We start from the raw sequence: 12,164 nt of genomic DNA, 5'->3' as shown, positions 1-12,164 counted from the left end.
GATGCAACACACCTATTACATATCACAAGGAAGCACCGCTTCGGAGCAACTCGCAAACATTCAAAAAGTACTTGATTGCGGTGGAAAACTCATTCAGTTGCGGTGGAAAACCAATGATGAAACCGCTCTTTTTGACTTGGCTACCGAGGTAAAAAAACATTGCCAAAAGTACAACGTTCTGCTCATCATCAACGACAATCCTACCCTTACCCAAAAGGTAGATGCCGATGGTGTGCATTTGGGCTTGCAGGACGGTTCGGTGGCTTCGGCTCGGGCTTTGTTGGGGGCAAAAAAAATCATCGGAGGTACGGCAAATACTTTGGAAGATGTACTGAAACGAATCAACGAAGGTTGTGATTACATTGGCTTAGGGCCTTTTCGTTTTACCACCACCAAAGAAAAATTAAGTCCTATTTTGGGTGTGGAGGGCTACCGAAACATTATCACTTATCTGAAAGAAAACAAGCTATCATATCCGCCTATTTATGCCATTGGGGGAATTGAATTAGAGGATGTTTCGCTCTTGAATACCAATGGACTTTACGGGGTAGCAATCTCGGGACTACTTACCGAAAAACCACAACTTTTAAAACAAATAGAATCAACTTTTACAGAAAATGAAAATAGCAGATAAAGAATTTCAATCGCGATTGTTTCTCGGAACGGGCAAATTTGGCTCACTCGATTTGATGTCGAAAAGCGTAGAAGCCTCGGGGAGCGAATTGGTAACTATGGCACTAAAACGCGTGGATTACCAAAACCAAAACGACGATTTGCTCAAACACTTACAGTTGCCCGGCGTAAATTTATTGCCCAATACTTCGGGAGCTCGCAACGCCAAAGAAGCTGTATTGGCAGCACAATTGGCACGCGAAGCTCTGCAAACCCATTGGGTAAAGTTAGAAATTCACCCAGACCCGCGATACCTTTTGCCCGACCCTATCGAAACGCTCAAAGCTACGGAAGAACTTGCCAAATTGGGCTTTGTGGTCTTGCCTTACATTCACGCCGATCCCGTGCTGTGCAAGCGATTGGAAGAAGTAGGCACTGCTGCTGTGATGCCTTTGGGCTCGCCTATCGGGACAAACAAAGGACTGAAAACAATCGACTTTTTGGAAATCATCATTGAGCAATCCAATGTGCCGGTGGTGGTCGATGCGGGTATCGGAGCCCCCTCTGACGCTGCCAAAGCAATGGAACTCGGAGCCGATGCTGTGCTGGTAAACACCGCCATCGCTGTGGCACAAGACCCTGTGCAAATGGCGATCGCCTTTAGGGAAGCCGTAATCGCCGGCAGACGCGCCTACGAAAGCGGACTGGGAAGTGTGCAAAAACACGCCGAAGCATCGAGCCCTTTGACGGGATTTTTGATGTAGAATAAAAGTGAGGTACAATGAAATTTTTCAAACTCATTGTTTTCTCCAAAAAAAAATATTTAAAAGAAATAAAAAAAACCTACAATGTCTTTCATCGAATTATTTGAAACCTATTCTTGGGAGGATATAAAAGAACGAATTTATCGTACAACTGCTGAAGATGTACGCTCCACACTTGCCAAAAAGAAACGAACAATAGAAGATTTTTTGGTATTGGTTTCTCCTGCAGCGGCTCCTTTTTTAGAGCCAATGGCACAACTCACCCAGCGACTTACGCAGCAGCGTTTTGGAAAAACGATTCAGCTGTATGCACCGCTCTATGTGAGTAATGAGTGCAATAATATCTGTACCTACTGTGGATTCAGTTTCGATAATAAAATACGACGCCGAACCCTCACCGATGCCGAACTACTTCAGGAGGCAGATATACTTAAAAAAATGGGTGTAGAACACGTGCTTTTGGTAAGCGGCGAGGCAAATCACATTGTGGGGCAGGTTTATTTTCTCAACGCCCTCAAAGTGTTGAAACCTCACTTTGCCAATATTTCGATAGAAGTGCAGCCACTTTCTACCGAGCAATATACCGAGTTGCAACAAGCGGGTACACACGCCGTAATGGTCTACCAGGAAACTTACCACAAAGAGGTGTATAAAACCTACCACCCAAAAGGAAAAAAATCAAATTTCAACTACCGATTGGATACTCCCGACCGCATCGGACAGGCAAACATTCACAAGATAGGATTAGGCGTTTTGCTCGGGTTGGAAGATTGGCGTGTGGATAGTTTTTTTACCGCACTGCATATTGATTACCTCCAAAAAAAATACTGGAAAAGTAAGTATTCCGTATCCTTTCCGCGTTTGCGACCGGCACAAGGCATCATCGAACCCAACTTTGTAATGAGCGACCGCGATTTGTTGCAGCTTATCTGTGCGTACCGCATTTGGAATTTCGATTTGGAAATATCCATTTCTACCCGTGAAAATCTCTATTTCAGAGACAATATTATCCAAATCGGAGCCACAACAATGAGTGCAGGGAGCAAAACAAACCCTGGAGGTTATTCCATTGATACGGAATCTTTGGAGCAGTTTGAGATTGACGACAGTCGTTCTATGGAGGAAATTCGTGCACTTATCAGAAGCAAAGGCTACGACCCCGTGATGAAAGATTGGGATAGGAGTTATTCGATTTAGAAAGAAAAAGCCTTGTATTACACGCTTAGTATTAAAAAGGAATTTAACCTATGAACGATAAACTTTTCAGCAGGTACAGCCGTCAGATTTTTATGGAGGAAATCGGGACGGAAGGACAACGAAAATTAAACAACACCAAAGTTTTGGTCATCGGAGCGGGCGGCTTGGGTAGCCCTGTTTTGCAATACCTCGCAGCGGCTGGCATCGGAACGATTGCCGTTGCCGATTTTGATACGCTGGAGTTGCACAACCTCAACCGACAAATCATTCACGTCGAAAAAAACATCGGCAAAAAAAAGGTGGAAAGTGCTGAGGAATTTATACACCATTTCAATCCGCATATCAAGTTTGTTCCGCTGGATTTGTGTATCGACGAGCAAACCGCAGATGAGCTTTTACCTCAATACGATATCGTGGTGGACGGCTCGGACAATTTTGCTACCCGCTACCTCGTAAACGATGCCTGCGTACGACACGGCAAACCGCTGGTATATGGCAGTGTATTTTCGTTTGAGGGGCAAATAGCGGTTTTTAATTACCAAGGAAGCAAACAACTCCGCGACCTTTTCCCCACACAACCCGACAACGCCCAAACCTGCGACAAATTTGGTGTGCTGGGAGCCTTGACGGGCATCGTGGGCAGCCTTATGGCGATGCAAGTACTGAAAATAAGTCTGCAATTGCCCGTACAAACCAATCAACTCCTACTTGTAGATGCAATGAATTTCAGATTTACAACAGTGGATTTTTAACCGAATTTTTATTATTTCTTTGGAAAAGCGTTATAATGCGATGTTTTTCAATGATATTTCCTTCTTTACTGATATGTTCATCGTGTTTTTAATCAAGATGTTAATAAAGCCTGCAATCTACTTTTTGATTACCTCTTCGAGAGGTTTTCGTTTTGAATAAGGAAAATATAGTAAAGATGTTTTTCAATTTCGCCCGACCTCAGCAGATAATCTCCTTTTGAAAAATGAATCTCTGAAAAATGTTCGTAAATCAAATCCGTTGGTATTTCCATATTCACTTGCTTTGAATCAACAAATACTAAAATGATACTCCTTCCACTCTTTCAGAATTTTAAACTAACCGAAAATAGCTTTATTCTTACCATAATTATACACTATCCTTTCCTATTTTTCTTTATTTTTTCTTTCATTACAAATTGATATATTATCAATTTTGGGAGAATAACAAAAAATAGCAATAATTGTTTTGGCTTTCCCCCTTTCATAATGCTAATAATAATGGTTACAAGTGGAATCAATACTAACAATACCGTATTGACGCGACACGCCCAAATTAAATACCCCTTTTCTGCCCAAAGGTCCAATTCATCTTTGATTTTCAAGTCAGTTATTTCACTTTTGAGAAAATCAACGAATTGTTTTGTATCGCTTTTAAACAGTGGGTAGGAATTTTTACATACAAAAGCAATAGTTTTATTCCGGGTTACAATCTTATGAAGCACATTTCTTCCTTCATCATCAAAAACAAGTGCTGTTATTTCCGAAATATCAATCGTAGGAATCTCTTTGTAGTTAAATATCAACTTCTTGTTCCAATGAAATACAAGTTTGTTGTTTTCAACAGTTACTATAAGTCGGCTGACTATACAATATATTAGTAATAAAATCAGCCCAATGAAAACGAGCGAAGGAATTATCCATTTTAGATACGGAATTTTAATATTTACAGCTAAGATAATAGCAAATAATATTGATAAAGGGAAAATAAAAATACTTATAAGTGCTCTATTTAATCTATAAACCAACAAACTAAACGTTTTCTTCTCTTCCACGACTTATTTTTCAAAGATAATATTACCGCTCAAAGATATAAATTTTATGACTTTTTTTGAAAGAATATTAGGATAAAAACTTCGACTTCGCTCAGTTTGACAAAGTGCCTGTTAGATTGAGTAAAATCAGCACTTTTGATTCAAATCAAAAGAACAAAAAGATAAAAACTCAAACATATTTCAATCCATTACCGACACAAAAAAAGTAAAGACGCCACGACAGACGTCCTTACCAATAATTTTTTAATTCTTACGACACCTTCTTTATCTGTGAATTAATGTCTTTTTAAAGAAAAAAACTACCTTATCAACTTGATTTCTATACCTAATAGATATATTTCTAATCCAATGTTTGTACTCCGCCACCGTTCACAAAAAGCACCTGACCACTTACCCACGACGAAATAGGCGAAGCAAAATACAACACGGCTCCTGCAATATCTTCTACTTCTCCCAAACGTTTGATAGGGGTATTTGCTAACATTTTTTGTTCTATTTCAGGAGTGAGTACACTCGCCAAAGCATTGGTTCGTGTAGCACCGGGTCCCACGCAATTTAAACGAATGCCAAACGCTCCATAATCAAACGCTAAATTTGCCGTCATATGATTAAGAGCCGCCTTTGAGGCTGCATAAGCACTCATATTAGGACTTTTATTAACAGACCCCATAGAGGTAATATTAATAACCGACCCATATCCGCTTTTTTTCATTTCAGGGGCACAAAGTTGTGTCAATCGCCACGCACTTGCCACATTGAGTTTGAATACCCATTCAAAATCGGTTACCGAAATGCTAAACGGATTTTCACGACCGCCTCCACCTCCACCGGCATTATTGACCAAAATCTCTATACTGCCAAAGACCTTTTTGGTTTCTTCTACCAAGTGTACCAAATCCTCTTCTTTGGTTACATTACAAGCAACGGCAATAGCCTGTCCGCCTTTTTCAGTGATTTCTTGAGCTACTTTTTCAGCATCATTCAACTTCAAGTCCGAAACAACCACATTAGCCCCAAAGTTGGCAAGAGTAAGGCAACAGCTCTTTCCTATGCCATTACCGCCACCGGTAACAATCGCTGTTTTACCGGTTAAATCAAAAAATTTCGTTTTTTCCATCATATATGTGTTTTATTTTTTAAAATATTGCTTATAAAAGAATTTATTTTCTCCTCCAAAGAATAAAAGTAGGTGATATAAAAAGTATGATACCTTAAAAAGAGAAATGTTTTTGTCAGGCTGAGCAAAGTCCGTGAAAACGGAATGTGTAACGAAGCCTCGTAATTACAGGGCTTCGACTACGCTCAGCCTGACAATCAGAATTGCCATCATACTTTTATAGCACAACCGAATAAAGAAATATACAAGAAATCAGACCTATAAACCTTTTGTCATCATCTACAAATAAAATCAAGTTTAGAAGATGATACTACTCCGGAAATTACCTTATAAAAAAAGGCGAACTGTTAGAGGTTTGCAAGTTGTCTTTCTCAGAATTTTTGATTCCCTTTTGGGTGGTGATATAAAAAGATACCTTTTAAAAAAGAAGTTTTTTGTCAGGCTGAGCGTAGTCGAAGCCCTGTAATTACAAGGCTTCGACTACGCTCAGCCTGACAATCAGAACTGCCATCATACTTTTTATAACACAACCCCCTTTTGGAAACATCATTATACCAAGCCACAAAAATACATAAAATTACTTATAAAATACTATTAAAAAGTAAAGACGCCCTGACAGACGTCCTTACCGATAATTTTTCAATTCTTTAGCCTCTTTTGGTAACAATGCCCAAGGCTTCAAGGTCTTGGCTTTGCGGGAGAGCAACTTTGGCATAGGCGACAAACTCGCTGTACTGCGGGTAAAGCTCATCAAAGAACTTATCACGCGTTTCGGTGGCTTTTTGGGCTTCGGCAGTTTCTTTTTTCTGACTTTCTTTCAAGGCGATGATTTCCGAAAGCTGATTTTGCACCGCTTTAAGGTCTTCTTCCTTGATGTTGATACTCTGCAATTTGGTCATAAAGCTCGGGTTTTTGAGCAATTGCGAATAGAAATTCCCCACTTGCACCAACCAATCGCTGTACGCCGTTTTGCGTTTGCCTGCAAAGTCGAGCGAAGCACTTGCCAGCGTATCACCTTTGAAAAGAATTTTACAGAAAGCTAAATGTTTGGTGTACAAATCGTTGATTTCCGTAAACTTTTGGTCGAACTTCTGCGTTTCGGCGTATTGCTCGGCATATTCCGTTTTTTGAGTTTGATGTAATTCTTGCAAACGTTCTACTTTGGCTAAAAGCCCGTCAAGTTTTTCAGTAGTATAGCCCAGCAGACTCATTTGCTCCTGAATGTTAGGCAGTTTCCCGTTAGTAAAGGAAAAAGTTTTAGAGATTTATAATAGGAAGTGATGTAAAAAGTATGATGCCTTAAAAAAGAAGATACTCCTGTCAGGCTGAGCGAAGTCGAAGCCTTATTATTACAAGGCTTCGACTTCGCTCAGCCTGACAAACGATACTATCATCATACTTTTTATAATACGACCTTATAATAATTAAAAATAGATAACAAAATGAAAAACATAACTTTTACACTTGCAATTCTTTTATCTCAATTATTATTTAGTCAAAAAGCTAAAAAACAGCAATATACCATTTCAAAACCCGAAGTTTTTGCTACGACAGACGGAGCGGTGGGCAATATCGCTTTTACCCATTCGGGGGAATTGGTTTATAGCTATCATCCGTTTTTTGAGCCGAAAATCAGAGTGACAAAATACAACGCTCAGACGAAAACGTCCGAACCTTTTCCAAATCTTGAATGGAATACCCCTCGTGCCACAGACGACCATTATTTAAGTAATGTATTGGGAATCAGAAACGACGAAAACGATATCGTTTGGATGCTTGATATGGGAAACCGCAATCCGATAACGCCTAAAATTGTAGGTTGGAATACAAAAACAAACCACCTTGAACGCATTTATTATCTGCCCGAAACGGCAGTTGTGAAAACCTCGCAACCTAATGATATGCTGATAGATACGAAAAACAAAGTCATCATTATTGCCGATGAAGGTATCGGAAACGGAGGTGATGGCTCCACTGCCGCTCTTATTGTGGTGGATATGAAAACAGGACGTACACGCCGATTGCTCGAAGGCACTCGCTGTACGCTTCCAGAGAAAAAACCAATTGTAGTGAAAGGTAAACACTTGTCTATCAATGGTAAAGAACTGTATGTAGGTTGTGATGGCATTACGGCAGACAAAGACTTTGAGTGGCTCTATTTTGCTCCTTTGAATGGCACTAAAATGTATCGAGTGAAAATTTCGGATTTGCTCAATGAACAACTTTCTGAAAATGAATTGGATAATCGTATAGAAACTTATTCTGATAAGCCGAATAACGGCGGACTTAGCATTGATGTTGCAGGAAATCTGTATCTTACCGCAATGGAAAGCAATAGTGTAGCGATGATTTCAGCCCAAGACCGAAGCGTAAAAACGGTGTTTCAAGACGAGCGTTTGTTATGGGCAGATGGCGTAAGTTACAATCACGCAGATGGTTATATGTATGTTTCAGCGGCACAAGTTCACTTAGGAGCGGTTTTTAATAATGGAAAAAACCTTGCAAAGCCTCCGTATTATATTTTCCGTTTTAAACCCGTAGCGAAAGGGGTAGATTTTAGATGAAAATTAGTAACTAAATAATCATTTAAAATCCAAAAATAATATCATAATCTATAAATATATCTTTATAACTGATTTACTTTCATTAATTTTTTAAATATAAAAAACATTGTACTTTTGTGAAAAATATTGATAATGTCAAATATTCTTGATTTTTCTAAAATATATGCACATCCATTGATTTTTGGGAATGACCTTAAAAAGATTACACAGGCTCATTATAGAATTGAAATCAAAAAGGGAGAGTACATCTTACGGGAAGGACAAACAGCTCGGGATTATATGATTTTGGAAAGCGGCATTGTTCGGAGTTTTGTCTATGATTATAACGGAAATAAAATTACAACAGATTTCTTTTGTGCAAATGAGATTATAGTGCAAGAACTATCGTTATTCAACCATCTGCCAAGTGCTGAAAGTATTGTCGCTTTAACCGATTGTGTGGCTTGGAAAATTGATTTTGAGGAGTTTCAGAAATTGTATCATTCTCTTCCGGGCTATGCTGAGTGGGGACGACTTTTTATGACCCAAAAGTTATTTCAAATAAAAAAACGCTCACTCGAAATGATTACACTTCCTGCCAAAGAACGTTATTTACAATTTCTAAAAGATAAACCGCAAGTAATCAAAAATGTACCTTTAAGGCAGATTGCCAGTTATTTAGGGATTACACATACTTCCTTAAGTCGGATTAGAAAGGAAGTTTCACTATAAGTTGAAAATGTTGTCATAAGGCAACATTTTTTTATTTTAAAGACGTTACTTTTGCCACTGTTATCTAATAAATTTGATAAAAAATGAATATATTTATCTTGATTGCCAATATTCTTGTGTTTTTGGCATTTGTTATTCATACATTTATGGGGGATAAAGAGTTAAAAGTTAATGAACCTGATAAATCCGACAAATCTTATCTCATAAAAATAGAAAAATGGACAATGGCACGATGTGGCTGGCATTGGATTTCTTGGGATTTACTATTGGCTGCTGTAGGATTGTTTTTATAATGAATGATGGAGAGCCTCTTTTGGGAAAACAGGCTTATATAGAAATGTGTAAGAGGTTTTGCAAAAGCTACCAAACAATGCGGGTAGCCCAAACAATAATAGAAGGAGATAATGCGTTTGTATTGGGAAACTACGATTGGATTTTACCTGACGGAAGTACACAAAGTGGTAGTGTTGCCGAAATTTGGAAAGCTGAAAACGGGCTTTTGAAAGAGCTAAAAATCTATTTTCATCAGTAGAAAAATAGTCTTGATATTGAAATCAATGCATTATAAAAATGGCATATAGTGAAACTTTAGCAAACCGGGTGAGAGAATATCTGGCAGAAATCCCAAATATCAACATTGAAGAAAAGAAAATGTTTGGAGGGTTAGCATTTTTGGTAAACGATAAAATGTGTATCAATATTAGCAATGACCGCTTAATGTGTCGTTTCGATTCCCAATATACTGAAGAGCTTGCCGAAAGACAGGGTTATTTACCTTGCATAATGAAAAATAAAGACCTGAAAGGCTATTGCTATGTGGAGGAAATAGGCTATAAATCACCGAAAGATTTTGCTTTTTGGCTTAACCTGTGCTTGGATTTCAATGAAAAAATCAAGAAAAAGTAAAGTTATTAATAATCATAAAAATGGCACAATCAAAGAACAACATCGTAATGTAAGGCATACTTTTACAATTTATTTGTTCTAATGATTTTTTTATGCAAAAAAAATGTATTTTTGTGAAATTCAATTTGTAAAGCGAACAAATTATGAATAAAGTCATTCGTGTTAATAGATTTTTTTTGGCTTTTGGCATACCTATTTTAATTTATACATTTTGCTATATTTTATCCCATCAAACAGTATTTCAGCAAAATAAAAATATTTTTTCAAATCTCATTATCTTTGATTTGATTATTTTTACTCCTGTAATTTATTTCTTTTTAATAAGAAATACAAGACTTTCTAATAAATCAAGTGTGTTGGTTTTTATCATTGGGATTGTCTTAGCAAGTCATATCATTCCTGCTGAAAATCAATTTTTTATAGAGATTGCGAAAAGATGGGGAGTTCCGATTATAGAATTGTCTGTGATGGCTTTTGTTTTTATAAAAATTTTTCAAACGATTAAAAAACATAAAGCTGAAAAAACCTCACAATTAGATTTTTACACCTTTTCTAAAAAGATTTTTTGCCGTATTGCACCCAATAAAATTGGCAATTTCTTAGCTACCGAAATTGCCCTTATGTATTATGCTTTCTTCGTTTGGAAACACAAAAAAAGAGCGACTTATCAATTTACAACCCACAAAAAAAGTAGTGCTGTTTCAACCTTAGGAGCATTTATTTTTATTATACTAATTGAATCTGTTTCTGTTCATATACTTGTATATCAATGGAATGAAATTATTGCTTGGGTTCTAACAGGATTTTCTATTTATTCAGCGATAATGATTTTTGGAATCATTAAATCCATTATTTATAGACATTCAGTAGTAGAAAATCAAGAAATTACACTATATTTTGGTCTTTTATCAGAAGCAAAAATCAATATTAAAGAAATTGATAGAATTGAGTTAATATCAAAAGGTATTAATCAAGAGGAAAAATCCAATAAAAGTCTCTCTCCTTTTTCAAATACGGACGGATACAATATAGTGATATATTTAAAAAATGAACATCAAATAAATGGTATGTATGGATTTAAAAGAAATTACAAAATCCTTACTTTACAACTTGATGATAATGAAAAATTTAAAGAACTAATAGAAAAGAACCTATTTTTCTTGTAGATAAATACTGTTCTAATAGCAAGATTTTTTATTCCTACGATTTATTTTTCTCACAAACAATCAAAGAATGGCATTGTAACCCACGGATTGAGTTAAAGCGGGAGATGTTTTGACGTTTTCCCAAAGAAATAAAAAATTCAAACTTCGGATAAAAATGGAATGCTTTTTGTTGATATGTCAAAGATAATTTTAAATAATTAGTAAGATGAAATTAAAATATATTCTTTTTTTGGCAATTGGAGGAACTATTTTAGCTTGTTCCACTCCAAAAGAGCAGATTTATTGGGTAAATTCTACAAAAGCGGATTGCAATGCAGAAACAGAAAAAATGCAATGTTTACAAGTCTCTAAAAATGAGGATTTAAACAATGCAGAATGGGAATTGCTCTACATCCCAATTGAGAATTTCAATTTTGAAGAAGGATTTTTTAAGAAAATACAAGTCAAAGAAACACAATTGGATAGCAAAAATATTGCTGCTGATGTCCCTTCGGTAAAATATACAATGATAAAAGAAATTGAAAAACAAAAAGATATGACTTTTGACCTTCACGGAAATTGGACTTTGGAAAAACTCGACGGAAGCCAAGTTACACAATCATTAAAGCCCAATTTGAACATTCATCTTCAGGAGAAAAAAATAAACGGAATTGGAGGTTGTAACAATTATTTTGGAGCTATTACCGAGCTTAGCCAAAATACGATTCAGTTTGGTAAAATCGGAGCCACCAAAAAACTATGTACGGAGGACAATATCGAAATGGCGTATTTTACTGCATTGTCCGAGGTTCGTGCTTTTAAAGTAAACGACGGAAAATTGATTTTATTAGATGCTTCGGGGAACGAAAAACTCATTTTTAGCTCTAAAATATTGATAGATGAACGTTTGCAAAATGTTTGGAAAGCGGTGCGTATTGGTGGAAAATCCATAGAAAAGAAAGAAAATACTCCATCATTGAGAATCAATCTTGAGGAAATGAACATCGATGGGAATGATAGTTGTAATGGTTATTTTGCTTCTATTGAGGAATTTACGCAAGAAAAAATCCTTTTTGGAGACATAGCAACAACCGCTAAATTATGTTCCGAAATGGAAACTGCCCACCGATATAACGAAGCTATGGTTAAGGTCGCCACTTACAAACTCAACGAAACTAATTTGATATTTTATGACATCAACGGCAAGGAGCTAATTGCTTTTATAAAAGGGGAGTAAAATCCTCTTTTTTTGTATCTGATTCAAAATAAATGTCTTATAAAAGAAATTTAAAAAATGGTTGAAAGAATAAGCGAGTAACGATTTAAAAATAATATCTTTATCCC

The 12,164-nt window shown here is 36.7% G+C and carries 15 protein-coding genes; 11 read left to right on the top strand and 4 right to left on the bottom strand.

The window, feature by feature from the left end; all coding sequences use genetic code 11:
* Position 1 precedes the first annotated feature (1 nt).
* The 4 genes from GN105_RS09085 to GN105_RS09070 all read left to right on the top strand — a co-directional run bounded on the left by GN105_RS09085 (position 2) and on the right by GN105_RS09070 (position 3,325).
* The gene (locus GN105_RS09085; protein ID WP_155285086.1) at positions 2-634 is read left to right on the top strand and encodes a thiamine phosphate synthase; all 633 of its coding nucleotides are present in this window, start codon (positions 2-4) and stop codon (positions 632-634) included.
* Complete coding sequence (locus GN105_RS09080; RefSeq protein ID WP_155285085.1) at positions 618-1,376, top strand: thiazole synthase; 759 nt, start codon at positions 618-620, stop codon at positions 1,374-1,376. Before GN105_RS09085 ends, GN105_RS09080 begins: the two co-directional genes overlap by 17 nt.
* Positions 1,377-1,460: 84 nt before the next feature.
* Positions 1,461-2,573, top strand: a complete 1,113-nt coding sequence (gene thiH, locus GN105_RS09075) for a 2-iminoacetate synthase ThiH (RefSeq protein ID WP_155285084.1) — start codon at positions 1,461-1,463, stop codon at positions 2,571-2,573.
* A 50-nt stretch (positions 2,574-2,623) separates the two neighbouring features.
* On the top strand, positions 2,624-3,325 hold the full coding sequence (locus tag GN105_RS09070) for a HesA/MoeB/ThiF family protein (protein ID WP_155285083.1): 702 nt from the start codon (positions 2,624-2,626) through the stop codon (positions 3,323-3,325).
* Between the two features lie 128 nt (positions 3,326-3,453).
* Here the strand turns inward: GN105_RS09070 and GN105_RS09065 are convergent, their stop codons facing one another.
* The 4 genes from GN105_RS09065 to GN105_RS09050 form a co-directional block, all read right to left on the bottom strand.
* Positions 3,454-3,597: a hypothetical protein gene (locus GN105_RS09065; RefSeq protein WP_155285082.1), complete on the bottom strand. Its 144-nt coding sequence runs from the start codon at positions 3,595-3,597 to the stop codon at positions 3,454-3,456.
* Positions 3,598-3,699: 102 nt separating this feature from the next.
* Positions 3,700-4,377, bottom strand: a complete 678-nt coding sequence (locus tag GN105_RS09060) for a hypothetical protein (protein ID WP_155285081.1) — start codon at positions 4,375-4,377, stop codon at positions 3,700-3,702.
* Positions 4,378-4,717: 340 nt separating this feature from the next.
* On the bottom strand, positions 4,718-5,497 hold the full coding sequence (locus GN105_RS09055) for a glucose 1-dehydrogenase (protein WP_227977355.1): 780 nt from the start codon (positions 5,495-5,497) through the stop codon (positions 4,718-4,720).
* Positions 5,498-6,141: 644 nt separating this feature from the next.
* Complete coding sequence (locus GN105_RS09050; protein ID WP_505622469.1) at positions 6,142-6,759, bottom strand: PQLLE family protein; 618 nt, start codon at positions 6,757-6,759, stop codon at positions 6,142-6,144.
* A gap of 177 nt (positions 6,760-6,936) precedes the next feature.
* Between GN105_RS09050 and GN105_RS09045 the strand changes: the two genes are divergently transcribed.
* From GN105_RS09045 to GN105_RS09015, 7 genes are all read left to right on the top strand, one after another.
* Positions 6,937-8,058 (top strand): L-dopachrome tautomerase-related protein, encoded by a 1,122-nt coding sequence (locus GN105_RS09045; protein WP_155285080.1) that lies wholly within the window; start codon positions 6,937-6,939, stop codon positions 8,056-8,058.
* Between the two features lie 132 nt (positions 8,059-8,190).
* The gene (locus tag GN105_RS09040) at positions 8,191-8,769 is read left to right on the top strand and encodes a Crp/Fnr family transcriptional regulator (protein WP_155285079.1); all 579 of its coding nucleotides are present in this window, start codon (positions 8,191-8,193) and stop codon (positions 8,767-8,769) included.
* A gap of 83 nt (positions 8,770-8,852) precedes the next feature.
* On the top strand, positions 8,853-9,062 hold the full coding sequence (locus tag GN105_RS09035) for a hypothetical protein (RefSeq protein ID WP_175577631.1): 210 nt from the start codon (positions 8,853-8,855) through the stop codon (positions 9,060-9,062).
* Complete coding sequence (locus GN105_RS09030; RefSeq protein WP_173014990.1) at positions 9,062-9,301, top strand: nuclear transport factor 2 family protein; 240 nt, start codon at positions 9,062-9,064, stop codon at positions 9,299-9,301. The genes GN105_RS09035 and GN105_RS09030 overlap by 1 nt, the downstream gene beginning before the upstream one ends.
* Positions 9,302-9,339: 38 nt before the next feature.
* The gene (locus GN105_RS09025) at positions 9,340-9,675 is read left to right on the top strand and encodes a TfoX/Sxy family protein (protein WP_155285077.1); all 336 of its coding nucleotides are present in this window, start codon (positions 9,340-9,342) and stop codon (positions 9,673-9,675) included.
* 143 nt (positions 9,676-9,818) lie between these two features.
* Positions 9,819-10,841 (top strand): hypothetical protein, encoded by a 1,023-nt coding sequence (locus tag GN105_RS09020; protein WP_155285076.1) that lies wholly within the window; start codon positions 9,819-9,821, stop codon positions 10,839-10,841.
* A gap of 205 nt (positions 10,842-11,046) precedes the next feature.
* Positions 11,047-12,057: an META domain-containing protein gene (locus tag GN105_RS09015; protein ID WP_155285075.1), complete on the top strand. Its 1,011-nt coding sequence runs from the start codon at positions 11,047-11,049 to the stop codon at positions 12,055-12,057.
* The last annotated feature ends 107 nt before the right edge of the window (positions 12,058-12,164 follow it).

The sequence above is a fragment of the Capnocytophaga felis genome (genome assembly GCF_009684755.1).
In the GTDB taxonomy this organism is placed as follows: domain Bacteria; phylum Bacteroidota; class Bacteroidia; order Flavobacteriales; family Flavobacteriaceae; genus Capnocytophaga; species Capnocytophaga felis.
This window is presented reverse-complemented; position numbering and strand designations above follow the sequence as displayed.

Excerpts from the sequence above, each read along its gene's own strand:
- GN105_RS09085 (WP_155285086.1), top strand. The coding sequence starts at position 2 with ATGCAACACACCTATTACATATCACAAGGAAGCACCGCTTCGGAGCAA.
- GN105_RS09080 (WP_155285085.1), top strand. The coding sequence starts at position 618 with ATGAAAATAGCAGATAAAGAATTTCAATCGCGATTGTTTCTCGGAACG.
- thiH (WP_155285084.1), top strand. The coding sequence starts at position 1,461 with ATGTCTTTCATCGAATTATTTGAAACCTATTCTTGGGAGGATATAAAA.
- GN105_RS09070 (WP_155285083.1), top strand. The coding sequence starts at position 2,624 with ATGAACGATAAACTTTTCAGCAGGTACAGCCGTCAGATTTTTATGGAG.
- GN105_RS09065 (WP_155285082.1), bottom strand. The coding sequence starts at position 3,597 with ATGGAAATACCAACGGATTTGATTTACGAACATTTTTCAGAGATTCAT.
- GN105_RS09055 (WP_227977355.1), bottom strand. The coding sequence starts at position 5,497 with ATGATGGAAAAAACGAAATTTTTTGATTTAACCGGTAAAACAGCGATT.
- GN105_RS09045 (WP_155285080.1), top strand. The coding sequence starts at position 6,937 with ATGAAAAACATAACTTTTACACTTGCAATTCTTTTATCTCAATTATTA.
- GN105_RS09040 (WP_155285079.1), top strand. The coding sequence starts at position 8,191 with ATGTCAAATATTCTTGATTTTTCTAAAATATATGCACATCCATTGATT.
- GN105_RS09035 (WP_175577631.1), top strand. The coding sequence starts at position 8,853 with ATGAATATATTTATCTTGATTGCCAATATTCTTGTGTTTTTGGCATTT.
- GN105_RS09030 (WP_173014990.1), top strand. The coding sequence starts at position 9,062 with ATGAATGATGGAGAGCCTCTTTTGGGAAAACAGGCTTATATAGAAATG.
- GN105_RS09025 (WP_155285077.1), top strand. The coding sequence starts at position 9,340 with ATGGCATATAGTGAAACTTTAGCAAACCGGGTGAGAGAATATCTGGCA.
- GN105_RS09020 (WP_155285076.1), top strand. The coding sequence starts at position 9,819 with ATGAATAAAGTCATTCGTGTTAATAGATTTTTTTTGGCTTTTGGCATA.
- GN105_RS09015 (WP_155285075.1), top strand. The coding sequence starts at position 11,047 with ATGAAATTAAAATATATTCTTTTTTTGGCAATTGGAGGAACTATTTTA.